Annotated in this window: 21 protein-coding genes; 9 read left to right on the forward strand and 12 right to left on the reverse strand. The window is 56.1% G+C overall.

The window, feature by feature from the left end; all coding sequences use genetic code 11:
- From C3451_RS21075 to aaeX, 4 genes are all read right to left on the reverse strand, one after another.
- Positions 1–1,407 (reverse strand): NAD-dependent succinate-semialdehyde dehydrogenase (locus tag C3451_RS21075; RefSeq protein ID WP_148089906.1); only part of this gene is annotated, 1,407 nt, incomplete at its 3' end.
- An 86-nt stretch (positions 1,408–1,493) separates the two neighbouring features.
- Positions 1,494–3,461: a p-hydroxybenzoic acid efflux pump subunit AaeB gene (gene aaeB, locus C3451_RS21080; RefSeq protein ID WP_023298739.1), complete on the reverse strand. Its 1,968-nt coding sequence runs from the start codon at positions 3,459–3,461 to the stop codon at positions 1,494–1,496.
- Positions 3,462–3,466: 5 nt separating this feature from the next.
- A complete protein-coding gene (gene aaeA / locus C3451_RS21085; protein ID WP_023298740.1) occupies positions 3,467–4,399 on the reverse strand; it encodes a p-hydroxybenzoic acid efflux pump subunit AaeA in 933 nt (310 codons plus the stop codon).
- A 7-nt stretch (positions 4,400–4,406) separates the two neighbouring features.
- Positions 4,407–4,610 (reverse strand): p-hydroxybenzoic acid efflux pump operon protein AaeX, encoded by a 204-nt coding sequence (aaeX, locus tag C3451_RS21090; RefSeq protein ID WP_003860416.1) that lies wholly within the window; start codon positions 4,608–4,610, stop codon positions 4,407–4,409.
- Between the two features lie 178 nt (positions 4,611–4,788).
- On the opposite strand from aaeX, the gene aaeR reads away from it, so the two are divergent.
- Positions 4,789–5,715, forward strand: coding sequence for an HTH-type transcriptional activator AaeR (gene aaeR, locus C3451_RS21095; protein WP_022649561.1), 927 nt, complete (start codon positions 4,789–4,791; stop codon positions 5,713–5,715).
- A 113-nt stretch (positions 5,716–5,828) separates the two neighbouring features.
- Here the strand turns inward: aaeR and tldD are convergent, their stop codons facing one another.
- From tldD to csrD, 8 genes are all read right to left on the reverse strand, one after another.
- Positions 5,829–7,274 (reverse strand): metalloprotease TldD, encoded by a 1,446-nt coding sequence (tldD, locus tag C3451_RS21100; protein WP_022649562.1) that lies wholly within the window; start codon positions 7,272–7,274, stop codon positions 5,829–5,831.
- Between the two features lie 83 nt (positions 7,275–7,357).
- Entirely contained in the window at positions 7,358–11,164 is a 3,807-nt protein-coding gene (gene yhdP, locus C3451_RS21105) for an AsmA2 domain-containing protein YhdP (protein WP_045622122.1), read from the reverse strand.
- Positions 11,165–11,206: 42 nt separating this feature from the next.
- The gene (gene rng, locus C3451_RS21110; protein ID WP_003860405.1) at positions 11,207–12,676 is read right to left on the reverse strand and encodes a ribonuclease G; all 1,470 of its coding nucleotides are present in this window, start codon (positions 12,674–12,676) and stop codon (positions 11,207–11,209) included.
- A complete protein-coding gene (locus tag C3451_RS21115; protein ID WP_045622124.1) occupies positions 12,666–13,259 on the reverse strand; it encodes a nucleoside triphosphate pyrophosphatase in 594 nt (197 codons plus the stop codon). The genes rng and C3451_RS21115 overlap by 11 nt, the downstream gene beginning before the upstream one ends.
- A gap of 9 nt (positions 13,260–13,268) precedes the next feature.
- Positions 13,269–13,757, reverse strand: a complete 489-nt coding sequence (mreD, locus tag C3451_RS21120; protein ID WP_003860402.1) for a rod shape-determining protein MreD — start codon at positions 13,755–13,757, stop codon at positions 13,269–13,271.
- Complete coding sequence (mreC, locus tag C3451_RS21125) at positions 13,757–14,773, reverse strand: rod shape-determining protein MreC (RefSeq protein WP_003860400.1); 1,017 nt, start codon at positions 14,771–14,773, stop codon at positions 13,757–13,759. The genes mreD and mreC overlap by 1 nt, the downstream gene beginning before the upstream one ends.
- Before the next feature lie 62 nt (positions 14,774–14,835).
- Entirely contained in the window at positions 14,836–15,879 is a 1,044-nt protein-coding gene (gene mreB / locus C3451_RS21130) for a rod shape-determining protein MreB (RefSeq protein WP_000913396.1), read from the reverse strand.
- 282 nt (positions 15,880–16,161) lie between these two features.
- Positions 16,162–18,102, reverse strand: coding sequence for an RNase E specificity factor CsrD (csrD, locus tag C3451_RS21135; RefSeq protein WP_045622126.1), 1,941 nt, complete (start codon positions 18,100–18,102; stop codon positions 16,162–16,164).
- A gap of 183 nt (positions 18,103–18,285) precedes the next feature.
- Between csrD and C3451_RS21140 the strand changes: the two genes are divergently transcribed.
- From C3451_RS21140 to panF, 8 genes are all read left to right on the forward strand, one after another.
- Positions 18,286–19,260, forward strand: a complete 975-nt coding sequence (locus tag C3451_RS21140) for an MDR family oxidoreductase (RefSeq protein ID WP_124304399.1) — start codon at positions 18,286–18,288, stop codon at positions 19,258–19,260.
- 77 nt (positions 19,261–19,337) lie between these two features.
- On the forward strand, positions 19,338–20,339 hold the full coding sequence (gene msrP, locus C3451_RS21145; protein ID WP_124304400.1) for a protein-methionine-sulfoxide reductase catalytic subunit MsrP: 1,002 nt from the start codon (positions 19,338–19,340) through the stop codon (positions 20,337–20,339).
- Positions 20,340–20,939, forward strand: coding sequence for a protein-methionine-sulfoxide reductase heme-binding subunit MsrQ (msrQ, locus tag C3451_RS21150; protein WP_023298745.1), 600 nt, complete (start codon positions 20,340–20,342; stop codon positions 20,937–20,939).
- A 234-nt stretch (positions 20,940–21,173) separates the two neighbouring features.
- Positions 21,174–21,626 carry a type II 3-dehydroquinate dehydratase gene (gene aroQ / locus C3451_RS21155; RefSeq protein WP_022649568.1) on the forward strand — a complete coding sequence of 151 codons (453 nt, stop codon included), beginning with the start codon at positions 21,174–21,176 and terminating at the stop codon, positions 21,624–21,626.
- 21 nt (positions 21,627–21,647) lie between these two features.
- Positions 21,648–22,109, forward strand: coding sequence for an acetyl-CoA carboxylase biotin carboxyl carrier protein (gene accB, locus C3451_RS21160; RefSeq protein WP_010436174.1), 462 nt, complete (start codon positions 21,648–21,650; stop codon positions 22,107–22,109).
- A 10-nt stretch (positions 22,110–22,119) separates the two neighbouring features.
- Entirely contained in the window at positions 22,120–23,469 is a 1,350-nt protein-coding gene (gene accC, locus C3451_RS21165) for an acetyl-CoA carboxylase biotin carboxylase subunit (protein ID WP_003860388.1), read from the forward strand.
- Between the two features lie 108 nt (positions 23,470–23,577).
- Positions 23,578–23,820 carry a YhdT family protein gene (locus C3451_RS21170; protein WP_124304401.1) on the forward strand — a complete coding sequence of 81 codons (243 nt, stop codon included), beginning with the start codon at positions 23,578–23,580 and terminating at the stop codon, positions 23,818–23,820.
- Positions 23,810–25,261 (forward strand): sodium/pantothenate symporter, encoded by a 1,452-nt coding sequence (gene panF / locus C3451_RS21175; RefSeq protein ID WP_022649570.1) that lies wholly within the window; start codon positions 23,810–23,812, stop codon positions 25,259–25,261. Before C3451_RS21170 ends, panF begins: the two co-directional genes overlap by 11 nt.
- Positions 25,262–25,266 lie beyond the last annotated feature (5 nt).

Here is a 25,266-nt window from a genome sequence, read left to right on the forward strand (position 1 = left end):
CCCCAGCACGGACCCCTCGCGCCCCAGCCCGGACTCTTTTACGCCCCCAAACGGACCCAGCTCGGTCGAGACCGCACATTCATTAATTCCGATCATGCCGCTCTCAATGGCCTGTGAGACGCGGAACACGCGCGAGAGATTCTGGGTATAAAAGTAGGCCGCCAGCCCGTAAGGCGTATTGTTAGCGCGCATAACCACTTCGTCTTCCGACGTGAAGCGGAAGCAGGCGGCAACGGGACCAAAGGTCTCCTCTTCTGCCAGCTTCATGCCTTCATGGCAGTCACCGAGTACGGTTGGCATCCAGAAGTTGCCGCCAAGTTCGTGCGGTTTACCCCCAGCCAGCACCGTGGCCCCCTTCGCTACCGCATCTTCGACGTGCTCACGGACTTTCTCGACAGCCGAAGGCTCAATCAGCGGGCCGACAACGACGCCCTCGTCCAGACCGTTACCCACCTTCAGCGCCTTCACCGCATCGGCAAGCTGATTGACAAACTTGTCATAGACCGTCTCCTGAATATAGAAACGGTTTACGCTGACGCAGACCTGCCCGGCGTTACGGAATTTATTGGCGATGGCGCCTTTGACGGCGGCCTCAATATCCGCGTCCTCGAAAACGATATACGGCGCATTGCCGCCCAGCTCCATCGATACCTTTTTCATGGTCTCAGCGGAATTGCGAACCAGCGTTTTCCCGACGGCGGTTGACCCCGTAAACGAGATTTTGCGCACGTCATGGCTGGCCATAATGGCGTCACTAATTTCTGAGGTGCTCCCCGCGACCGCATTCAGCACACCATCCGGCACACCGGCCTGCTTCGCCAGCGTCAGCAGCGCAAAGGCGCTCAGCGGCGTGTTGTTTGCAGGCTTGATGACGCCGGTACATCCTGCTGCCAGCGCCGGGCCGAGCTTACGGGTGAGCATAGCCATCGGGAAATTCCATGGCGTGATAGCAGCAACCACCCCAACAGGTTCACGAGTGGCCAGAATACGGGAGCCGGGTTTAACCGGAGGAATGATTTCACCGTTAGCGCGCTTGGCCTGCTCCGCAAACCACTGAATAAAGCTGGCAGCGTAGTCCACCTCGCCCTCAGCCTCTTTCAGCGGCTTGCCCTGCTCGGTGGTCATCAGCCGCCCGAGCCAGCTTTTGTTCTCGATAATCAGTTCATACCAGCGATAGAGGATCGCGGAACGCTCTTTTGCCGTTTTTGCGCGCCATGCGGGAAAGGCTTTCGTCGCGGCCGCAATGGCCTCTTCGGTTTCGGCTTTCCCTGCTTTCGCCACTTTCGCAACCACCTCGCCCGTGGCCGGGTTTAGCACATCAAACGTGGTGTCGAGTGTTTTCCAGATACCGTTAACCAGATACCCGGTCTGAAAAAGAATACTGTCCTGAAGAGCCTGGGTTGTCATGTGTCCTCCCTTCCTGAATGTTTGAACCTGCAAGAATAAGTATAGCCACAAAAAAACCGACGCTTTTGGCGTCGGTTTTCTCTTCGTTAGCTGTCTGTCAGCGCATTCTGGTAGCGGTGCAGCATAAACACCAGCCGCTCTACCGGCTCGGTAACCTGCGGCGGGGCTTCCCAGACTCGCAGTTTCTCCTGGTAGATATCCAGCTCCTCCAGCAGTTGCTTAAAGTAGCGGCGACGTTTGTCATCACTGGATGCCGATATCACATGGTCCGCCGTTCGCCGTAGCTGGCGGTGGAAAGCGGACAAATCGTCGTTGATCGGCACTGGCGCGTTCCGCAGACGCTGGTGCGCAATAATCATGGTTAACGCCAGACGGAAGCGAGCGACATCGCCCGGGAATTTATTCAACAGCAGGAACAGTTGCTGGTAAAGGGCCGGAAGGTGGTTCTGCTTGCGCCGCGCGGTGTTGGTGGTCAAGGACGATACGGCGGCCGACACAAACTGATTGAGCAGCACGCGCCCTGTCCGCGCCTGAGAGTTATCCCGCACCAGCAGGATCACCATCATCGCCAGGAAACAGCCCACCAGCTGGCCTAATGCGCTATCCAGGAACTGGCTGAAATGGAAGGTCATCGGGTTATCCAGCACGAGGATGTTAATCGTACTCGCCAGCGCACCTAACGATCCCAGACGGCGTTTTTGTACCTCAATCCCGATAAAGAACGCCATCACCGCCAGGCTGATACAGAGCAAAAGCATGCTTTGCTGCGTCGAGGGGATGATTACCAGGAAGTAGAGCGCGCCAATGGGTAACGCCGCAATGGTGCCGTACAGAAAATCAATAGCGACCATGCGCGGGTTGGGCAGACGCATCGCCAGCGCGGTAACGACGGCAATCATCACCATCGCGCCGCTGCCGGACGTCCAGCCGGTCCACAGCCAGAACAGCGTGCCGAGTATACAGGCCAGGGTGGTACGCCAGAAGTTAACCATCGCATGATGACGCTCGGCGGATTCCGGTTTGATCACCACTTCGCCCTGTAACACCTCTTCTTCCGCCGCACTGATTTTGGTGTTGCTAATCACGCCGCGTTTCAGAAGCAGGTAGCGCGTTGCGGCGCCAACCCAGGTATAAATGGTGACTGGCGTATCCCGTTCGCCCGTCCAGGCAATCACACGACGCATGCGTTTAAGCTGTCGATGCACGTCCTGCACCGTCTCCACAGGCTCATCAAACAGTTCGCGGAAGGTATCCGTTACCACTTCGGGGCGAGTGTTCTGAATCAGGTAGGTTTCACACGCCTGGGTGATCAGCGTTAACGAGACGGTATTGATCGCTTTTAGACGACGATTGGCACGCTCCCAGCGGGAAGACTCCATATTGAGATTACTGCGCATCCCTTCCAGCGCCTGCGTGCGGCGCACCAGCGCGCTCCAGGCCTTGTCGACCTCTTCGCTGTCGCCGTGCTTAATGCACAGCTGCATGAGCTGGTACTGGGCAACAATCAGCGCGTCCAGCTCACGATCGACTTCCTGCTTGATGGATCGCGGAGAGAAGAGCAGATCGGCGACAATCGCGCAGACGATACCAATGACAATCTCGCTGCAACGTTCCACGGCGAACTGCGGAGCAAGCAGCGGTTCACTCTGAATGGTGATGATAATAATCAGCGCGGTATATCCCGCCAGGCCCCAGGCGTACGAGTTCTCCACCTTCACCAGCGAAGAGACCCAGGTGCAAAAACCCGCCCAGATACAGCATACAATCAGCATCAGCAGCGGCGTGCGGATCATCAGGATGATAATGGTCAGGGCGGCGATACAGCCGATAAAGGTACCGATAATACGCAGCATCCCGCGATAGCGAATTGCCCCGGAGTAAGGTTCGCCACCCGCCGCGAAGGCAGGACCGGCGGCGACGATCGCGGCGGTCAGAACAGCCCAGCGCGGCGTTTCAAGCTGGAAATGGAAGCCAACAAACAGCGCCAGCACAATGGCGCATGCCAGCTTCACGGCGAAGCGGATGTGCTGGCTGGCGATGGAAAAAATGCCCATAGCGATCAACCAAACTCGCGCAGGCGATGGGCGATTTGACGGAAGATAGAATCCTGGCTGGCATCACGGTCTTTTTCACCGGTGATCACTACCGTCGCCGTGGTGCCAGCGGGCCAGAGGTTGCTCTGCTGCTCATCCAGACGAATGCGTACCGGTACGCGCTGCGCCAGACGAACCCACTCGAGGTTAGAATCGACGGTCGCCATCCCTTTTGAATCATTGGTACTGCTGGCGTTGGTCACCCCCGCGGCCACGCTGTCCACGGTTCCTTTCAGGACCCGGTTGCTGCCGAGCGGCGTGATTTCGGCGCGATAGCCCGGACGCACGCCTTCCAGCTTGGTCTCTTCCATATAGGCGAGGACGTAGAAAGAGTTCTGTTTCACCAGCGCCACGGCCGTAGAGCCGCGCGTGATAAACTCACCCGCATAGACGTTGAGGTTGGTTACCCAGCCATCGGACGGGGCGCGGATAACGGTACGTTCCAGATCGAGCTTCGCCAGATCGCGCGTCGCCTGCGCTTTTGCCAGCTGATGCAGCACGGTTTGCAGCACGTTATTGGACTGATCAATCTCTTCCCGGGACATGGCCTGGATGCCCAGCTTGTTACGACGTCCTGCTTCACGGCGTTTTTCAGCGGCCAGCGCGTTGTAATACGCTACGTCGGCTTCCGCTTCTTCCAGCGCTTTTTGATAGCGCGGCTGGTCGATAGTGAACAGTACCTGATCTTTTTTCACCAGCTGGTTATCGTGGACATTGACCGCCGTAATGAGACCGGCGACATCGGGCGCTATCGCGACCACCTCCGCGCTGAAACGCGCATCGCGCGTCCACGGGGATTCGGTGTAATAAACCCAGGCGCGAAAAATAGCGATGAACGCCAGGATGACCAGCGCCATAGTGATGGCAGTGCGGGAGATTTTTCTTGTTAGCGTTTTCACATCAACCTCAGACAAACATGCGCGATATTAAATAGAACAGGCAGCAATACAGCGCGGTATTAAACAATGCAGGATGCCAGACGAAATCATAAATCCCGGTAGGGACCAGCACCTTGCGCACCAGCCAGAAGATCGCCAGTGATAAAAGAAGCTCGAAAAATATCGGTGGGAACGACAGACCGAACACCACGATAACGGGAAACAGACTCATGTTGACCTTGATTAAAGAGATGCAGGTTACTGGATTATTAAGCTCACGCCGCCGCAGGAGAGCATGAATTGCCGGGTGAGAGTGGCGCAGCCGTTATGTAATTAATAATATATTAACGTAACTGTTATGCTGTTATCTATCATATGTGATCTAAATCACTTTTAAGCCAGAGTGAATAATGGAACGTCTAAAACGCATGTCCGTCTTTGCGAAAGTGGTTGAGCAAGGCTCTTTTACCGCCGCAGCACGTCAGCTACAAATGAGCGTCTCATCCATTAGCCAGACAGTGTCAAAACTGGAAGATGAGCTCCAGGTGAAGCTGCTCAACCGCAGCACCCGCAGCATTGGGCTGACGGAAGCGGGTAAAATTTACTATCAGGGCTGCCGTCGAATGCTGCATGAAGTGCAGGATGTTCACGAGCAGCTCTACGCTTTTAACAACACGCCTATCGGCACGCTGCGTATCGGGTGTTCTTCAACTATGGCACAAAATGTTCTCGCTGCCATGACGGCGGAAATGCTGAAAGAGTATCCCGGTTTAACCGTTAATCTGGTAACGGGTATTCCGGCACCGGATCTGATTGCCGATGGGTTAGACGTGGTGATCCGCGTTGGCGCATTGCAGGACTCGAGCCTGTTCTCGCGTCGACTGGGCAGCATGCCGATGGTGGTCTGCGCTTCGAAAAGCTATCTGGCACAGTATGGCGTACCGGAAAAACCTGCTGACCTGAGCAACCACTCGTGGCTGGAATACAGCGTTCGCCCAGATAACGAATTTGAACTGATCGCGCCAGAAGGGCTTTCCACCAAACTGCTGCCTGAAGGCCGCTTCGTGACCAACGATCCGATGACCATCTCACGCTGGCTGGTGGCCGGGGCCGGGATCGCCTACGTGCCGCTGATGTGGGTGATCAACGAGATCAACAGCGGCGAACTGGAGATCCTCTTCCCGCGCTACCAGTCGGATCCGCGCCCGGTGTACGCGCTCTATACCGAAAAGGACAAGCTGCCGCTGAAGGTGCAGGTCTGTATTAACTATCTGACGGACTATTTTGTGGAAGTGGCAGAGCTGTTTCAGGGGATGCGGGGAAGAAGGAAAGAGTAGGCCTCCCCCCTCACCCCGGCCCTCTCCCCAAAGGGGCGAGGGAGAAAAGACGGCACGGAGCAGTCCCCTCTCCCCGTTGGGGAGAGGGTTAGGGTGAGGGGAAAATGAAAAAATTACGCCGTGCCGCCCACCGTCAGGTTATCGACCTTCAGGGTTGGCTGGCCCACGCCTACCGGCAGGCTCTGACCCTCTTTGCCGCAAACGCCCACGCCGTTATCCAGCTTCAGGTCGTTACCCACCATGGAAATCTGCTGCATGGCCTCAATGCCAGAGCCAATCAGGGTTGCGCCCTTCACCGCTTTGGTCACTTTGCCCTTCTCAATCAGATACGCCTCTGAGGTAGAGAAGACAAATTTACCGGAGGTGATATCCACCTGGCCGCCGCCAAAGTTTGGCGCGAAGATACCGTAATCAACGGATTCGATAATCTCCTGCGGCGTGGATTTACCCGGCAGCATGTAGGTGTTGGTCATGCGCGGCATCGGCAGGTGCGCGTAGGATTCGCGACGACCGTTACCCGTTGGCGCAACGCCCATCAGACGCGCGTTAAGCTTGTCCTGCATGTAACCTTTCAGTACGCCATTTTCGATCAGCACGTTGTACTGGCCCGGCGTGCCTTCATCGTCGATAGAAATCGAGCCGCGACGGTCGAGCATGGTGCCATCATCCACCACGGTACACAGCTCGGAGGAGACAAGCTGCCCCATCTGACCGCTGAATACGGACGTCCCGCGACGGTTGAAATCCCCCTCCAGGCCGTGACCGACCGCTTCGTGCAGCAGCACGCCAGGCCAGCCTGCGCCCAGAACCACCGGCAGCGTACCGGCAGGTGCCGCCACGGCAGACAGGTTGACCAGCGCCATGCGCACGGCTTCTTTTGCCCACGCATCCGCGCGCGCTTCGCCGTCAACGTCGCCGAGGAACCAGTCGTAGCCAAAACGACCGCCGCCACCGCTTGAGCCGCGCTCGCGCTTGCCGTCGTCTTCCACCTGCACGCTGATAGAGAGGCGCACAAGCGGACGCACGTCGGCGGCCAGCGTACCGTCCGTCGCCGCCACCAGAATCAGCTCATAGACCCCGCTCAGACTGGCAGAGACTTCCTGCACGCGTTTGTCCGCCGCGCGAGCCACTTTGTCCACGCGACGCAGGATGTCCAGCTTCTCTTCGCGGCTCATGCTTTGCAGTGGGTCGATGCTGGTATAAAGCGCAGCGTGCTGCACTTCACCCAGGGTTTTCACGCGACCGTCGCCGGTATCACGCACAATGGTTCGCGCCGCCTGCGCGCTCTGCTCCAGCGCGGCCAGGCTTATCTGGTCTGCATAAGCAAAACCGGTTTTTTCGCCGCTGACGGCGCGCACGCCGACGCCCTGGTCAATGTTATAAGAACCATCTTTAATGATGCTGTCTTCTAAAACCCAGGATTCGTGATAGCTCGACTGGAAATAGAGATCGCCGTAGTCGAGGCGGCGTTCGGTCAGTTGACCAAGAATGGAGAACAGGTCCTGATGGCTCAGGCCGTTCGCTGCGAGCAAATGTTCACTTACCAGGTTCAGACTCATCGTATTGCTACTCGTTCGTTGCCGCCAGTGGCGGTATAAAATCAATATTATTGAGAGTGAGGCAATTACCTGCCCACGTCAAATCATTGCTGTGCTTCTTTGCGCGGCTGGCGCAGCACTTCATTAATCTGCGGTTTATCGATTGGGCCCGTAATGCGGTAACGCAGAATCGAGACTTTGCTCCAGAGCGGCCCCAGCACTTTGCTGGCGGCAAATACCGCCGCGCCAATTATCGGATTGACCACAAAAGCGGTAGCGACACCCACTGTAGCGGAGATTTCCGGGGCAACAACCGCTTCCATATCCAGCTCCCGGCGCACGAGGTTCACTGATCCTTTCATGGCGATGTCCGCTTCCAGGCCGTCCAGCAGCGTATCATCGGTATGCATCACGCCGTCCTTGATCCAGGCCGTTCCGCGAATGGAGTCATAATAGAAACCGTCGTTGAAGGTATCGCTGAAATCGAAGCGCAGCTTGCGCAGCAGCGCGTCAAAGCTCAGCAGGCGCAGTATTTGCCCTGCATGACCGGTGCTAACATCGGCAATTTGTCCCTTACCAAAACGGGTTCTGAGGATACCGTTCAGCGAGGCAACGTCCGGCTGCCACGGTGCCGCGCGCCAGTGCAGATCGTAATTCACATCGAAGGACGATCCGCGAAGCGGCGTGCTGATCCCAAAGAAGTTAGCCGCTGCGTCCAGCTTGTTGCCTTTAATATCGCCCTTCAAAGAGGTGCGCTGTTCACCCGGTTTGTTCACCCACTCGCCAGCGGCAGTCATGCGGCCAAAGCCGGTATCCACCAGCCCACCAGAGAGGCTCAGCGTATTGCCCTGAATAGCAAAATCACCGTCGATACGGCCATATTTCTGTCCCCACAGCCAGCACTCCGCACAGCGCAGCTGGAGATCGGGCCAGTTGCTGAAATCCACGCGCGACGTTCCACTGCTGCTGAAAGGAGACGTACTTGTCGACTGTGTTTTAGACGCCGTAAAGGTCGGGTTGTAATAGAGATAACGGATAGCCGCCTGCCATGGCGCGTTATCGCGCATCGTCAACGAACCGTTAATTTCACGCCCCTGCGCCTCGACCTTTGAGCCGTTCACCGTCGGCCGGGAGACAATACTCAGGTTGTTCCACTGCTGCCCACCCAGCGTCAGCGCAGGCGTGCGCAAGGTAATGGACTGCGGGAACTGCGCCGTTTGATCGACGTTTTGCCCGACACCTTTCTGAAACAGTGCCAGCCACTCTGCGCCATCCATCGGCGGGAGATTCAGTTCAATGCCCGCATGCTCCGGCAGCGGCGGCGTGGTACGGCTGTCAGTCGTCCAGATCGCCCTGTCCAGCGTCAGCTTGCGGTTAAGCAGCCAGCGGCTGTTGAAGTGGTTTGTTCCGCCAGCGTTTCCGGTTAAATCGAAGCTGTTAAGGTTGCCCGCAACCTTTACGTTGACGGGCAGTGCTTCACCGCTTTTCTTGTTCAGCGGTGCGGGAAGCTGGCTACTGAGGTTTTTCAGATCGCCCGTAATGTCGACGTTATAGCGCGCACCGGCATGATAAGGCAGGTCGATGGCGACCTTGCCATTCCATGACACCGCGCCGACCACCGCATTCTCAATCGGCTTCGGCAGAACATCCATGCGTGACGGCTGCCAGTTCGCGTCCATATTGACCGCCACCTGGTAGGCTTTATCGCCCTCGGTGGTGGAGAAATCGATATTGACGGGTTGATTGAACCAGGTCGCTTTCAGCGGCTTACTTTTCAGATTGCCGTTAACAAAGCTGAACTGACCGCTAAGGTTTTTCAGCGTGCTGTCCAGCGGCTTGATATAGAGGCTGTTATTGTTCAGACGAACGTCGCCTTTGGCGGTGGTCATTTCACCGTCGAGCGGGATATCCAGATGTAAGCGAGCATTCACATCACCATCTAACTGCAACTGCTGGAGAGTGGCCGCCAGGGAGTCATCCAGCGGCGTATCTTCAAAATATGGGCCAACCGCTTTACCCGGCCCCTTAATATCCGCATCAATCAGCAGTTTCTCTTTGGAGTAATCCGGGATGTTTGCCGTCAGGTTGCTTGCCGTTACGCCGCCCAGCGCAACGCTGTCCGTCTTCATCCACAAGCCGTCATTCAGGAAGTTGAGTTCGATATTCAGATTCTTCAGCGCGGGCCAGTCCGGCTGGAAGGCATAGGTGGCGTTGCGTAGCGGCACCAGAACCTGGAACTGGCCTTCGTTATGCTTATACGGGAACAGGTGCGGATTGCCGCCGTAGACCAGCGTGGCGTTATCCGCCTGACCGCCCTGAATGGCGCCGCTGAGATAGTCTACCAGCGCTTTCCCCATCAGGTTTTCCGGGAAGTAGCGCCACGCCTGCGAACCGTCATCCGTGCTGATGCCTGCCAGAATGCCCAGCCACGGCTCATCGCCTTCAGGCTGTAGATAACGGAAATTACCGCGGGCATGTACCGCTTTGGCTTTTACATCAATATCGCGACCATCGAGCTGAAAACCTTTGTCATTCTTCAGCCAGTTGAGGGTGGCGTTTCCCTTTTCGATCTCCAGTGGCGCACGGAAGACCGTTTCGTACGGCATTTTTGCTTCCTGCATTTCTGCCGTCAGCCTGCCGTTTTCCACGCTTCCTTCCAGTTTACCGCTGAAGTGCTCGGCACCCGGCAGCAGCTTCCACTGTTTCCATGCGAGATTTTTCCATGCCGCCTGAAAACGCGTCTTTTCCGTGGCCTGGAGCGGAATATCCAGCGCCAGCCGGTTTATCTGCCCGCTCGGCTGCGTCGCCAGCCAGATTTCGCCCAGCTCCGGGGAGAGTTTTGCGGCCATTGAACGCAGCCCTTCGATCGCCGTCAGATCCAGGTTACTGGCGCGGATACGCAACTCATCGCTGCGTTTACCGTTTATCCCGCCGACGTCCTGCTCCGGCATCCACGCCAGCGTCAGTGCGCCGCGCGGCCAGGGTTTGTTATCCATGGAGATGCGCGTATCCGGAATAGCGAACTGCCAGCCGCCTTTATCCTGCGTCACGTGTGCGGTGAGGTTATCGACGGAAAGCTGATGCTGATGGTTTTCCCCCTTCCAGCTCGCGCCCCCCTGCTTAAGCCAGATATCGCCGCTGGCGAACGCCCCGTTCGTCAGGGTCATCCAGCCTTCCAGGCTGAAGCGCGCGGTTTCCAGCTGCATGTTCTGCTGTAGCCACTCACCCAGCCACGGCTTCACGTCCACATCGTCCGCCTGTAGCCACACCCTGCCGTTGTTCAGCAGGCCATTGTCGTCGCGCAGATCCATCCGCACCTGCATAACGCCGTGCTGCCCGTTCAGGCTGGAGAGATTCACCTGCCCCTCGGCGCGGTGGCGATCTTTCCCGTTGAGCCAGGTCAGCTGTGGGATCGCCAGCTCAGCGCGCTGTCCGGAAAGGGTTATAAAGCTCACTTCGCTGTCGCGGAGATCGAAATGATCGAACTGACGCAGGAAGAGATCGCTGATACGGCTGGTTTCCAGCCCACGATCGCTGTCGCCGCTTTGCAGCGGCGTGTTGGTCATCAGCTGAAGTTGCCAGAAGGTGAAATCGCGAAACTGCCAGCGCAGATGCAGCAGGCTTTGCCAGACATCCAGCGCCAGGGTGACGCGTTTGATTTTAAGATGGCCGCCATCTTTCAGGCTGGCGCTGATATCCCGCGCATCAAGCGTCGGGCCAAAGTTCTGCCAGCTTGCCTCGATATGGCTCACGTCCACCGGCAGACCGGTGGCAGATTCGATTTTTGCCAGGATCTGCGGCCGCCAGCTGTCCAGATGCGGCAAGGCGAGACGCAGCCCGCTCACGAGCAACGCGACAATCACGACCAGCGTTGCCCCTGTAAGCAGTAAAATCCCCGGCAATCGCCTCACGCGTCTCTCCTTGTCAGCCTTAAATCTCGCAGCGAACTGCGTTTACATCATGACGACGTCAAACTGCTCCTGGTTATAGAGCGGCTCAATTTGCACTTTTACCTGTTTGCCGACAAAGATTTCCACTTCCGCCAGCGCGTGCGACTCTTCCCCTTTCAGGGCCTCTGCCACCGCAGGGGAAGCATAGACCAGAAAACGGTCTGAGTCGTAGGCATGATGGACACGGACAATCTCACGCATGATCTCGTAGCAGACCGTCTCCACCGTCTTTACCGTTCCGCGTCCATGGCAGGTTGGACACTCATTACACAGGACATGTTCCACGCTTTCGCGGGTCCGTTTCCGGGTCATTTCCACCAGACCGAGCTGCGAGAAGCCATTGATGCTGGTTTTCACGCGATCTTTACTCAGCGCCTGCTCCAGGGAGTGCAGCACGCGACGGCGGTGGTCTTCATTATTCATATCGATAAAGTCGATGATGATAATACCGCCCAGATTACGCAGGCGAAGCTGGCGTGCGATGGCCTGCGTCGCTTCTATATTGGTATTAAAGATGGTGTCATCGAGGTTGCGATGGCCGACAAACGCGCCGGTGTTGATGTCGACGGTGGTCATCGCTTCGGTTTGATCGATGATCAGATAGCCACCCGATTTCAGCTCAACCTTACGCTCCAGCGCACGCTGGATTTCGTTTTCAACGTCATAGAGATCAAATATCGGCTGGCGTCCGGTGTAATGCTCCAGCAGCCCCGGCATTTCCGGGATGTACTCGGCGGTGAACTCCAGTAAGGCTTCGTACGTCAGACGCGAGTCCACGCGGATTCGGTCGAGCTGCGCATCGGCGAAATCACGCAATACGCGCTGAGCGAGCGCCAGCTCACCGTACAGCCGGTAGCGGGTCTGGTTGCGTTTTTTACGCTCCATCACTTTGGTCCAGACGCGCTTCAGATAGGCCGCATCCGAGGCCAGGTCTTCTTCGCTGATCCCTTCCGCTGCGGTACGGATAATAAACCCGCCCTGCTCGTCGCAGTAGGCGCTGACCACCTTTTTCAGGCGTTCACGCTCGCTTTCGCTCTCAATACGCTGTGACACGCCGACGTGCGACGCCCCCGGCATAAAGACCAGATAACGTGAAGGAAGGGTGATGTCGGTGGTCAGACGCGCGCCTTTGGTGCCCAGCGGATCTTTTACCACCTGCACCATCAGATCCTGGCCCTGACGCACCAGCTCAGAGATGTCGCGCACGGCAAACTGTTTTTGCTCTTCGCCTGCCACGCATTCGGTATGCGGCATGATGTCGGAGGCGTGCAAAAACGCCGCTTTATCGAGCCCAATATCTACAAAAGCCGCCTGCATACCCGGCAGTACACGACTGACACGACCTTTGTAGATATTGCCTACGATTCCGCGCCGCGCTTCACGCTCAATATGAATTTCCTGAAGAATGCCACCATCAATGTAGGCCACACGGGTTTCCGATGGCGTTACGTTTACCAACAATTCAGCCGTCATAATTATCCCTTCCCTCACGCAGTGAGTTAAAATTGCTCAGCAACTCATACGTTTCCACCAGCGGTAAGCCGACTACGGCGTGATAGCTGCCATTTATCTTCCTGACAAAACAGCCACCCAACCCTTGAATACCGTATGCACCTGCTTTATCCATAGGTTCACCGCTGGCGATATAGCCGGCGATCTCCTCGTCGGTGAGGACTCTGAACGTCACTTCCGTTACCACAAGGCAATCCAGAACGTACTGGCTGTCTGCCAGCGCTACCGCCGTCATCACCTGATGGGTTTGTCCGGACATGTTACGCAGCATCCGCGCCGCATGGTCTGCGTCGCGGGGTTTCTCAAGCACCTCACCATTGAGAATGACGATGGTATCGGCCCCCAGCACCGGTAAGTCACGCGGCACGCATGCAACGCCCGCCTGCGCTTTTTCACGCGCCAGACGGGCGACATACTGCTGAGCGCTTTCGCCCTCAGCACGTTTTTCTTCGATACCGGTAACGATGCGTTCGAAGGATACACCCAACTGCGCGAGCAGTTCCTGGCGACGCGGAGAACCGGAGGCAAGATACAAAGACGTCATAGAAACCTTTTATTGCACGGCAAACTGCTGGCGAATTTTACGCATCAGCAGGAACAGCCACGGCCAGAGCACACCGTTTACTACACTACTCCAGAACACTTCCGGTCGGAAAGAGACGTTGATCACTAAAAACTCTGCCCAGAAAACAACGATATCCGCAGCGAGCGACAACAACATCACCACCAGCGCCTGTTGCCAGAGCGCAAGGTTACGAAAGAGCTGGAATTTGAGTGCAACGAGATACGCAATAATGCTCATGGATAAGGCGCGGACGCCAAGCGTAGAGCCACTGATAAGATCCAGTATGGCACCCATCACAAAACCTGTGCCGACATTTACGCGGTGCGGCAGGGCAAGGATCCAGTAGAGCAAAATGAGTAATACCCAGTTTGGCCGGAAAACAAGAATGTCGTCCGGCCAGGGCATAATTTGCAGCAACAATGCAACGAGGAATGAGAGCCAGATTACCCAGCGCCCCTGGCTACGATAACTGGCCACTACTGCCCTCCACCCGAGACTTGCGGCGGTGGCGGCGCATCCGGTAGCGGCTGCGTTAACCCCGTCGCCGGAGCCGGTACGGGCGCAGGTGGCCCCATTGCATCCGGCGCAGGCAGCACCTGCGGCATCATCTGCATCAGGCGCTCATTGGCCACGCGATGCACATCTTCCGGCGTCATCGGGTTAGCGCCGTTGCGATCGGCGCCCCATAGCAGCAGCAGGTAGCGTAAACGCTGCAAGCCAGCCGTTGGACGCGCCTGGATCACGGTGTAGGCACGTTGAGTGTCGAGCTTCACGGAAGAGACAACCGCAACCGGGTAGCCTTCAGGGAAACGACCGCCCAGACCAGACGTCACCAGCACGTCACCCACGCGGATATCCGTGTTGGCGGGCAGGTGTTCCAGTTGCAGATCGTCCGTACAACCATTACCGGCGGCAATTACGCGAATATCGTTACGCAGCACCTGAATCGGCAGTGCATGGGTGGCATCGCAAATCAGCAGCACACGGCTGGTCAGTTTGGCAACCGCCACGACCTGGCCCACAACGCCTTTATCGCTGATGACAGGCTGACCTTCGTATACGCCGTTCACGCTGCCTTTATCAATCACCACCTGATCGCTGTATGGATCGTTTACGGTGGAGATCACCTGGGTGACCATTTTCTGTTCATCCTGGCGCAGCGGCGAGCCAAGCAGTTCCCGCAGACGCGCGTTTTCCTGCTTATATTGCCCCAGCATCAGTAGCTCGCTGTTTTTCAGCAGCAGTTCCTGGCGTAATGCACGGTTTTCGAGTTCGAGCTGGTCACGCGATGAAAGCGTTTGCGACACGGAGTCGAGCAGTTCACGGGGACCATTTGAAATAAAGTAGAAAGGACTGACGGCGGTATCCATGTACGTTCGGATCTGGCTGAACGTACCGAGGCGGCTATCGGCAATAATGACCCCGAGCGCCACCAGAACCGCCAGGATCAGGCGAAACTGTAGCGACGGGCCACGGCTAAAAATTGGCTTCATAGGCTATGCGTATTCTCGCGTCAGAGAGAAAGGGTAGCCATTTGCTACCCTCTCACACCCGACTACTCTTCGCTAAACAAGTCGCCGCCGTGCATGTCGATCATTTCCAGCGCCTTGCCACCACCACGGGCGACGCAAGTCAGTGGATCTTCTGCAACTACGACAGGAATACCTGTCTCTTCCATTAACAGGCGGTCGAGGTTACGCAGCAGCGCACCACCACCGGTCAGAACCATACCGCGCTCGGAGATATCGGAGGCCAGCTCTGGCGGGCACTGTTCCAGCGCAACCATCACCGCGCTCACGATGCCGGTCAGCGGCTCCTGCAACGCTTCCAGGATTTCGTTGGAGTTCAGGGTGAATCCGCGTGGCACGCCTTCTGCCAGGTTACGACCGCGAACTTCGATCTCGCGAACTTCATCACCCGGATAGGCAGAACCGATTTCATGCTTGATACGCTCTGCGGTCGCTTCACCGATCAGAGAGCCGTAGTTACGGCGAACGTAATTGATGATGGCTTCGTCGAAACGGTCGCCGCCGATACGCACGGAAGAGGAGTACACCACGCCGTTCAGGGAGATAACGGCCACTTCAGTGGTACCGCCACCGATATCCACCACCATAGAACCGGTTGCTTCAGAAACCGGCAGACCCGCACCAATTGCCGCAGCCATCGGTTCTTCAATCAGGAACACTTCACGCGCACCGGCACCCTGAGCGGATTCACGGATTGCACGGCGTTCAACCTGGGTTGCGCCAACCGGCACACACACCAGTACGCGCGGGCTTGGGCGCATGAAGCTGTTGCTGTGAACCTGCTTGATGAAGTGCTGAAGCATTTTTTCGGTCACGAAGAAGTCAGCAATAACGCCATCTTTCATTGGGCGGATCGCGGCAATGTTGCCCGGCGTACGGCCCAGCATCTGCTTCGCATCATGGCCTACTGCGGCCACGCTTTTTGGCGAGCCAGCACGATCCTGACGAATGGCCACAACGGAAGGCTCATTCAATACGATGCCTTGTCCTTTTACATAGATAAGGGTATTCGCGGTACCCAGGTCAATGGACAGGTCATTGGAAAACATGCCACGAAATTTTTTCAACATACTAAGGGATAATCCTGAAAGCTGGGGCGGAAAACAAAATCCGCTTACTTTACCAACCACACGCAGCAGCGACAAGGCGCAAAAATCGTCTGCTACGGTGAAAATTAGTGCAGCACGTTTCCTTTGTTACAAATTCATCCCCTGAATCCCTCAGGGCTGAGTAAACAGCAGCGTCCCTCACTTTCACTTGTAACCTATAAAAGGTCGTTCACTGGCTTTTATGCTCGTCTTACTCAAAGCTACAGGCGCGATATTCTACGTGAAAACAAAGTAAACGGCAGGTCAAACAGAGTATCTTTGCAAATATTTTTTCACATTGGTGTCAAGCGGCTGAGAGGCGGCAAAAAAATCCCCCTGACCGCCCGTCACGCCGCGCTCTGTCAACATCTGCCATTCACTGCGTGAACGTACGCCTGCGGCAAATACTTGCGTTTGCGTTCCTTTGCACGCCTCCACCAGGCTTTGTACCAGCAGCTGGTTTTCCGTGCGCTTTTCGATATTCCTTACCAGACCCGGATGCAGCTTCAATAATTCGACATCCAGCTCTTTGATCCAGCTGGTGCTGACCAGGGTAAGACCCGCCTGTGTTACCGCCACGCGAGCCCCAAGCGCATTGATTAAACGCACGACCGAGCGCAACCGGCTGATGTGTTGACCTACATCTGCCTCTGCAAGTTCAAAAATAATGCGTTTGCGTTGCGATTTTTCGCATTGCATTAACGTGTCACGTAACCAACGCTGAAAACGCGGACGGATCAGCGATTCGACGGTCACCTGTAAAGCCAGATTTTCTTCAGGCCAGTACGATAAAAACGGAATGAGGCGGGTGATTTGCTGGCGGTCATACTCTTCGGACAATCCGAATTGCAGCACCATCGGCAAATACTCTGCGGAGATAACCTCCTCGGTCCCATCAAAAATACGGCACATCAGCTCACGATGATGGACATGACCATTTTTTATGACCGCCGGTTTTTGATAGATGCGCGGTCCACCCCGGCTCAGCATCTGTTCAATCAGGGTTCGCCAGCGTACGTTGCCGCGCCCTTTTTCCGGTAGCGTATCATCATAGACCGCCCAGCCGTTCGCCCCCTGCAATACGGCGTTGCGTGTGGCCGCTTCTGCATGTTCCATCACCTGCTCCGTCGACTGACCGCCGCGCCAGGCACAGATGCCCATATGCACCATATCGTCGCGGTCGAGCATTTTGCTCTGGGGTAGCGCATCGACGGCTTTCAACAGCTGGCTGGCGATACTCTCGGACTCCTTTAAGGTGCGATGCGGCAGCAAGACAGCAAAGTCGCTGCGGTGGTAGCGTGCCAGTAACGCGCCGGGGTAGCGCATAATAAAGGTGGACAGCAGGTTAATCAGCGTGAAGAGGTTCTCTTCCGCCACGCGCTGGCCCCAGGTATCACGGAGCAGATCGAAGTCGGGCAGGCGAATCATCATTACCACGCCATGCGTCCCCACCTTTTCGGGATCATCAAGAAGCGTAGCCAGCTGATTATCAAAGAAGAGACGGTTGTTAAGGCCCGTTTTGTTATCCTGCGCGGCGTAGGAGCGAATCAACGTGTCCATACGGCTACGCTGATCGCTGGCAAACTGGATTTCGGAGAGCAGCACGTCCAGGGCGCTACTGGTACGTGATGGCCATTCATAAACCGATCCCCGTACCTGCGGACCCCGCTCGCCATTCAGTATTCGCACCGAGCGTGTTTCCAGCAGTTCCTGGCCGGAAAGTTGACGACGCTGCCAGCGAACGGCGAGGAAAATCAGCAGGACGATCAAGGCAACGGCGATGGTTAAGGGCGCGGTGGTCATGAGCGAGCGTAAATAGTTGCTCATCGGATCCTGGTACATCAGATGGATTGTCATACCCGGATGTTTAAGTGAGCGTACCGTTATGTCCCGATACTGATCTACCGTGCCGGCAGGACGGTAGCTGCCCTGACGGGTATGGCTGAAAACGGTCTGCTTCCCCTGTTTAATGTCGATCTGCACGATATCCACAGGCACCATTAACTCATCCAGTTCACGCGAAAGTGTCGGGAAGGAGGTTGTAATCAGGCGAGTGTCGATAACCGATGCAACCGATTCTACCCGGTTAACCAGCTTATCCTGGATGGCATTATAAAAGCTCAGCGAGCAGCCGATTAGCGTGACAAATATGGTCAGTCCCGTCAGCAAGGTGATAAAAGCTGAGAACTTCGTCGTTAATCGCATCCTTGAGATTACTCCGTGGGTTGAAGGGGTCGCAAGTGAGCGCTAACTTGCATTTCAAATGCGGCATACTACCAAACCTGGTGTATCTGGCAATTTATTGCGTTAAATCGGCACTGCGTTTCATTGAGCGAGTATAGTCTTCAGTACATATTTTCCCATCATCAATCCTAGTGAGGACCCTGTATGCAGGCTTTGATCTTAGAACAGCAGGACGGCAAAACCGTTGCCTCGGTGCAAGCCATTGACGAGAGCCGCCTGCCGGAGGGCGACGTGACCGTAGATATCGACTGGTCAAGCCTGAACTATAAAGATGCACTGGCCATTACGGGAAAAGGTAAAATCATCCGAAATTTCCCAATGGTGCCAGGCATCGACTTGGCTGGCCGCGTGCATACCAGTGAAGATCCGCGTTTTCACGCCGGACAGCAGGTGCTGCTCACCGGCTGGGGCGTAGGTGAAAACCACTGGGGAGGACTGGCAGCGCAGGCGCGCGTAAAAGGTGACTGGCTGGTCCCGATGCCGAAAGGCCTGGACGGCCGTAAGGCGATGATCGTCGGCACGGCAGGTTTCACCGCCATGCTCTGCGTGATGGCGCTGGAAGAGGCCGGGATCCGTCCTGACTCTGGCGAAATTGTCGTGACCGGCGCCAGCGGTGGCGTGGGCAGCACGGCCGTCACGCTGCTGCACAAGCTGGGGTACCAGGTCGCCGCCGTCTCTGGCCGCGAAAGTACGCATGATTATCTACGTCAGTTGGGCGCAAGCCGTATTCTGAGCAGCGACGAATTCGCCGAGACCCGTCCGCTGGAAAAACAGGTCTGGGCTGGCGCTGTAGATACCGTCGGCGACAAAGTGCTGGCGAAGGTGCTGGCGCAAATGAATTACGGTGGCTGCGTGGCGGCCTGTGGTCTGGCGGGTGGTTTTGCCCTGCCGACGACGGTGATGCCATTTATTCTGCGTAACGTGCGTCTTCAGGGTGTCGATTCGGTCATGACCCCAGCCGAGCGGCGGGCTGAGGCCTGGGAACGTCTGGCGCGGGATCTGCCAGCCTCATTCTATGAGCAGAGCGCCACTGAGATTACCCTGAGCCAGGCGCCAGAGTACGCCAATAAAATCATGGACAACCAGTTCCACGGTCGTGCGCTGGTTAAAATCGCCTAATCTTCAAATTTTCGTGACATATTCGCGCTAACCCTCCTCCTCCGTCATGCTTAGAAAAACGCCTGACGGAGGATGCCATGAAAACCCGAAAACTGACGGAAGCAGACGTAACGTCCGAGTCTGTCTTTATGCTACAGCGTCGCCAGATCCTGAAAATGCTTGGCATCAGCGCCACTGCCCTGACGCTCCCCCCTGCGGCCCACGCCGATCTGCTCGACTGGTTTAAGGGCAACGACCGCCCGAAAGCCCCCTCTGGCGAACCGCTTAACTTCACGAAACCGGCGCAGTGGCAGAATAAACTGACGTTGACGCCGGAAGATAAAGTCACCGGCTATAACAACTTCTATGAGTTTGGCCTCGATAAGGCCGATCCTGCCGCCAACGCCGGGAGCATGAAAACCGATCCCTGGACGCTGAAGATTGATGGCGAAGTGGCAAAGCCGCTGACGCTGGATCATCATGACCTCACCACCCGCTTCCCACTTGAAGAACGCATTTACCGTATGCGCTGTGTGGAAGCCTGGTCGATGGTGGTGCCGTGGGTAGGTTTCCCTTTGCATAAACTGCTGGCGCTGGTTGAGCCCACCAGCAACGCGAAGTATGTTTCTTTCCAGACGCGCTATGCCCCGGACGAGATGCCAGGCCAGAAGGATCGGTTTATCGGCGGCGGGCTGGAGTATCCCTACGTTGAAGGTTTACGTCTCGACGAAGCCATGCATCCGCTTACGCTGCTCACCGTCGGGGTTTACGGCAAAGCGCTGCCGCCGCAAAACGGGGCGCCCATTCGCCTGACCGTACCGTGGAAATACGGTTTCAAGGGCATCAAATCGATCGTCAGCATTAAGCTCACCCGTGAACGCCCACCCACCACCTGGAACCTCGCAGCGCCAGATGAGTATGGTTTTTTTGCCAACGTTAACCCGCACGTTGATCATCCACGCTGGTCGCAAGCGACGGAACGTTTTATCGGTTCCGGCGGCGCGCTGGATGTTAAACGCCAGCCAACGCTGCTGTTTAACGGCTATGCAGATGAGGTGGCATCCCTCTATCGTGGGCTGAATTTACGGGAGAACTTCTAAGTGCGTTTAACGGCAAAGCAGATAACCTGGCTGAAGGTACTCCTGCATTTAGCCGGATTGCTCCCCTTTATCTGGCTCTTTTGGGCAGCCAGCCAGGGACAGTTCAGTGCCGATCCGGCTAAAGATATTCAGCATTTTACGGGTCGGATGGCTCTGAAATTTTTGCTGGCGACCTTGCTCGTCTCACCGCTGGCGCGCTACGCTAAACAGCCATTGTTAATACGTACCCGTCGGCTTTTGGGGCTATGGTGTTTTGCCTGGGCGACGCTGCATCTCACCAGTTACGCCCTGCTGGAACTGGGCATTAACAACCTGGCACTCCTTGGCAGCGAAATGGTTACGCGTCCTTATCTGACGCTGGGTATCGTAAGCTGGCTGGTTTTACTGGCGCTGACGCTGACATCCACGCAGTACGCGCAGCGAAAAATGGGACGGCGCTGGCAACTGCTGCACAACTTCGTCTATCTTGTCGCGATCCTCGCGCCCATCCATTACCTGTGGTCGGTGAAGATTTTATCTCCTCAGCCGGTCATCTACGCCCTGCTGGCATTGGCCCTTTTAGCATGGCGTTACAAGAAGTTCCGCCAGTGGGTACGATAGTCCACGAAACTGTGCGTTTTCCCGCAGATTATTTATCAGCCGCGAATCTTTTTCGGATAGCGGTTGATAATCTTCCCTGATAAGACCAGTATTTAGCTGCCAAATGCTACGAAATCGTTATAATGTGCGACTTCGGTTTTCCGGACAGGGGTTTTTGGCCTCTGAAAGGGTGACAATTGCGTGTTGAGGGTATATGTTGTTTTTTACCCGAAAATCGCAGGAGATAGCGGCACAATGGCTGACAAATTCCAAATTTTAGTATTGAACGGACCGAACCTGAACATGCTCGGCACCCGTGAGCCAGAGAAGTACGGCACGCTGACATTGAGCGAAATTGTTAACCGTCTGGGTACGGAAGCAGCCTCGCTGAATGTGGATTTGGACCATTTTCAGTCAAACGCGGAGTACGCAATCATCGACCGTATTCATCAGGCTAAAGACACTGTGGACTATATCCTGATCAATCCGGCCGCGTTTACGCACACCAGTGTTGCTATACGCGACGCACTGCTCGCGGTGAGTATCCCGTTTATCGAGATCCATCTGAGTAACGTGCACGCCCGAGAGCCGTTCCGCCACCATTCCTACTTGTCAGATATCGCCGCTGGCGTGATATGTGGGCTGGGTGCAGACGGCTATTCATACGCTTTACAGACAGCGGTAAAACGCTTGTCACAATCACACTAAACAAGAGTACGGAACCCACTCATGGATATTCGTAAGATTAAAAAACTGATCGAGCTGGTTGAAGAATCAGGCATCTCCGAACTGGAAATTTCTGAAGGCGAAGAGTCTGTACGCATCAGCCGTGCAGCCCCAGCCGCTAGCTTCCCGGTAATGCAGCAAGCTTATGCTGCGCCAGTGCAGCAGCCTGCGCTCTCCGCAGCCGTTGCACCAGCAGCAGAAGCCGCACCTGCAGCAGCTGCAGAAATCAGTGGTCACATCGTACGTTCCCCAATGGTTGGTACTTTCTACCGCACCCCGAGCCCGGACGCGAAAGCGTTCATCGAAGTGGGTCAGAAAGTCAACGTAGGCGATACCCTGTGCATCGTTGAAGCCATGAAAATGATGAACCAGATCGAAGCAGACAAATCAGGTACTGTGAAAGCGATTCTGGTCGAAAGTGGTCAGCCGGTAGAATTTGACGAGCCGCTGGTCGTCATCGAGTAACGAGGCGAACATGCTGGATAAAATTGTTATCGCCAACCGTGGCGAGATTGCACTGCGTATTCTTCGTGCCTGTAAAGAACTGGGCATCAAGACCGTGGCCGTGCACTCAAGCGCGGATCGCGATTTAAAACACGTATTGCTGGCGGATGAGACGGTCTGTATCGGTCCGGCTCCGTCCGTAAAAAGCTATCTGAACATCCCGGCGATCATCAGCGCCGCCGAAATCACTGGCGCGGTCGCGATTCACCCGGGTTATGGTTTCCTCTCTGAGAACGCCAACTTTGCTGAGCAGGTTGAACGCTCTGGCTTTATCTTCATTGGCCCGAAAGCCGACACCATTCGCCTGATGGGTGACAAAGTGTCTGCCATCACCGCGATGAAAAAAGCCGGCGTGCCAACCGTACCGGGCTCTGACGGCCCGCTGACCGACGATATGGATGCTAACCGCGCCCATGCTAAACGCATTGGCTACCCGGTTATCATCAAGGCGTCTGGCGGCGGCGGCGGTCGCGGTATGCGCGTTGTACGCAGCGATGCTGAACTGGCGCAGTCCATCTCCATGACCAAAGCGGAAGCGAAAGCGGCTTTCAGCAATGACATGGTGTACATGGAAAAATACCTGGAAAACCCACGCCACATCGAAATTCAGGTGCTGGCTGACGGTCAGGGCAACGCGATCTATCTGGCTGAACGTGACTGCTCCATGCAGCGTCGTCACCAGAAAGTCGTCGAAGAAGCGCCAGCGCCGGGCATTACGCCGGAACTGCGTCGCTACATCGGTGAGCGTTGCGCCAAAGCGTGTGTCGATATCGGCTATCGCGGGGCGGGTACCTTTGAGTTCCTGTTCGAAAACGGCGAGTTCTACTTCATTGAGATGAACACCCGTATTCAGGTTGAACACCCGGTTACCGAAATGATCACCGGCGTTGACCTGATCAAAGAACAGCTGCGTATCGCAGCCGGTCAGCCGCTGTCCATCAAACAGGAAGAAGTTGTGGTTAAAGGCCATGCGGTAGAGTGCCGTATCAACGCCGAAGACCCGAACACCTTCCTGCCAAGCCCGGGTAAAATCACGCGTTTCCACGCGCCGGGTGGCTTTGGTGTGCGCTGGGAGTCCCATATTTACGCCGGTTACACCGTACCGCCGTATTATGACTCAATGATCGGTAAGCTGATCTGCTACGGCGAAAACCGTGACGTGGCCATTGCCCGCATGAAGAACGCCCTTCAGGAGCTGATCATCGACGGGATCAAAACCAACGTAGATCTCCAGATGCGCATCATGAGCGACGAGCACTTCCAGAATGGTGGTACTAACATCCACTACCTGGAGAAAAAACTCGGTCTGAACGAGAAGTAAGAGACCAGTGTTGCTAAAAGGCCGGATTATCCGGCCTTTTTTATTTCTGGGGATCGCAAAGCCCCATCATGTACAATCCCCGCTTTCTTCATCCACAAGGGACAAAAAATGGACAAACGTTTTGTTCAGGCCCATAAAGAAGCGCGCTGGGCGCTGTGGCTGACCCTTCTCTATCTCGCTGCATGGTTAGTAACTGCTTACTTACCTGATTCAGCGATTGGCATTACCGCCCTCCCGCACTGGTTTGAAATGGCCTGCCTGCTGCTGCCGCTGGTGTTTATTGTGCTGTGCTGGGCGATGGTGAAATTCATCTATCGCGATATCTCCCTGGAGGACGATGATGCAGCTTGAAGTCATTCTGCCGCTTGTCGCTTACCTGTTCCTGGTGTTTGGCCTGTCGGTTTATGCGATGCGTAAACGTTCAACCGGTACCTTTCTGAACGAGTATTTCCTCGGGAGCCGCTCAATGGGGGGCGTCGTGCTGGCCATGACGCTGACCGCTACTTACATCAGCGCCAGCTCGTTTATCGGTGGCCCGGGCGCCGCTTATAAGTACGGACTGGGCTGGGTACTGCTGGCCATGATCCAGCTGCCTGCCATCTGGCTCTCTCTGGGCATACTGGGTAAAAAGTTTGCCATTCTGGCCCGTCGCTACAATGCCGTGACGCTGAACGATATGCTGTTTGCCCGCTATCAGAGTCGCTTGCTGGTATGGCTGGCAAGCCTGAGTCTGCTGGTGGCGTTTATTGGTGCGATGACGGTGCAGTTTATCGGCGGCGCACGTCTGCTGGAAACGGCAGCCGGGATCCCCTACGAGACGGGTCTGGTCATTTTCGGTGTGAGTATCGCGCTGTACACCGCGTTTGGCGGGTTCCGTGCCAGCGTTCTGAACGATACGATGCAGGGAATGGTGATGCTCATTGGCACTCTCGTTCTGCTGGTGGGTATCGTGCATGCCGCAGGGGGCCTGAGCCATGCGGTTGAAACCCTGGAAGCGATCGATCCGAAACTGGTCTCGCCGCAGGGGGCGGATGACATCCTCTCTCCAACCTTTATGACCTCGTTCTGGGTGCTGGTGTGCTTTGGCGTGATTGGCCTGCCGCATACCGCCGTGCGCTGCATCTCATATAAAGACAGCAAAGCGGTACACCGCGGGATTATTATCGGGACAATTGTGGTGGCAATCCTGATGTTTGGTATGCACCTGGCGGGCGCGCTGGGACGCGCGGTGATCCCTGACCTTACCGTACCGGATCTGGTCATTCCAACCCTGATGGTGAAAGTACTTCCACCGTTTGCCGCCGGAATTTTCCTCGCCGCACCCATGGCGGCCATTATGTCGACCATCAACGCTCAGTTGCTGCAAAGTTCCGCTACGATCATTAAAGATCTCTATCTGAATTTGCGCCCTGAACAGGTCGAAAATGAGCGACGCCTCAAGCGCATGTCGGCGGTGATTACCCTGGTGCTGGGGGCGTTGCTGCTGCTGGCCGCGTGGCGTCCACCGGAGATGATCATCTGGTTGAACCTGCTCGCCTTTGGCGGGCTGGAAGCCGTTTTCCTGTGGCCGCTGGTGCTGGGGCTGTACTGGGAACGCGCGAATGCCGCGGGTGCATTAAGCGGCATGATTGTCGGGGGCGTCCTGTATGCCGTTCTCGCCACGTTGAAAATTCAGTATCTTGGCTTTCACCCGATCGTGCCTTCGTTACTGTTAAGTTTACTGGCGTTTGTGGTGGGTAACCGTTTTGGCCGTCCCGTTCCACCCGCCACCCTGATTTCTACTGATAAATAAAGAGT

The sequence above is a fragment of the Enterobacter sp. 301B genome (assembly GCF_003850715.1).
GTDB classification, from domain to species: Bacteria; Pseudomonadota; Gammaproteobacteria; order Enterobacterales; family Enterobacteriaceae; genus Enterobacter; species Enterobacter intestinihominis.

Coding starts and splice junctions, on each gene's coding strand:
- aaeB (WP_023298739.1), bottom strand. CDS start 3,461: ATGGGCATTTTTTCCATCGCCAGCCAGCACATCCGCTTCGCCGTGAAG.
- aaeX (WP_003860416.1), bottom strand. CDS start 4,610: ATGAGTCTGTTTCCCGTTATCGTGGTGTTCGGTCTGTCGTTCCCACCG.
- aaeR (WP_022649561.1), top strand. CDS start 4,789: ATGGAACGTCTAAAACGCATGTCCGTCTTTGCGAAAGTGGTTGAGCAA.
- tldD (WP_022649562.1), bottom strand. CDS start 7,274: ATGAGTCTGAACCTGGTAAGTGAACATTTGCTCGCAGCGAACGGCCTG.
- rng (WP_003860405.1), bottom strand. CDS start 12,676: ATGACGGCTGAATTGTTGGTAAACGTAACGCCATCGGAAACCCGTGTG.
- C3451_RS21115 (WP_045622124.1), bottom strand. CDS start 13,259: ATGACGTCTTTGTATCTTGCCTCCGGTTCTCCGCGTCGCCAGGAACTG.
- mreC (WP_003860400.1), bottom strand. CDS start 14,773: ATGAAGCCAATTTTTAGCCGTGGCCCGTCGCTACAGTTTCGCCTGATC.
- mreB (WP_000913396.1), bottom strand. CDS start 15,879: ATGTTGAAAAAATTTCGTGGCATGTTTTCCAATGACCTGTCCATTGAC.
- csrD (WP_045622126.1), bottom strand. CDS start 18,102: ATGCGATTAACGACGAAGTTCTCAGCTTTTATCACCTTGCTGACGGGA.
- C3451_RS21140 (WP_124304399.1), top strand. CDS start 18,286: ATGCAGGCTTTGATCTTAGAACAGCAGGACGGCAAAACCGTTGCCTCG.
- msrP (WP_124304400.1), top strand. CDS start 19,338: ATGAAAACCCGAAAACTGACGGAAGCAGACGTAACGTCCGAGTCTGTC.
- aroQ (WP_022649568.1), top strand. CDS start 21,174: ATGGCTGACAAATTCCAAATTTTAGTATTGAACGGACCGAACCTGAAC.
- accB (WP_010436174.1), top strand. CDS start 21,648: ATGGATATTCGTAAGATTAAAAAACTGATCGAGCTGGTTGAAGAATCA.
- accC (WP_003860388.1), top strand. CDS start 22,120: ATGCTGGATAAAATTGTTATCGCCAACCGTGGCGAGATTGCACTGCGT.
- C3451_RS21170 (WP_124304401.1), top strand. CDS start 23,578: ATGGACAAACGTTTTGTTCAGGCCCATAAAGAAGCGCGCTGGGCGCTG.
- panF (WP_022649570.1), top strand. CDS start 23,810: ATGCAGCTTGAAGTCATTCTGCCGCTTGTCGCTTACCTGTTCCTGGTG.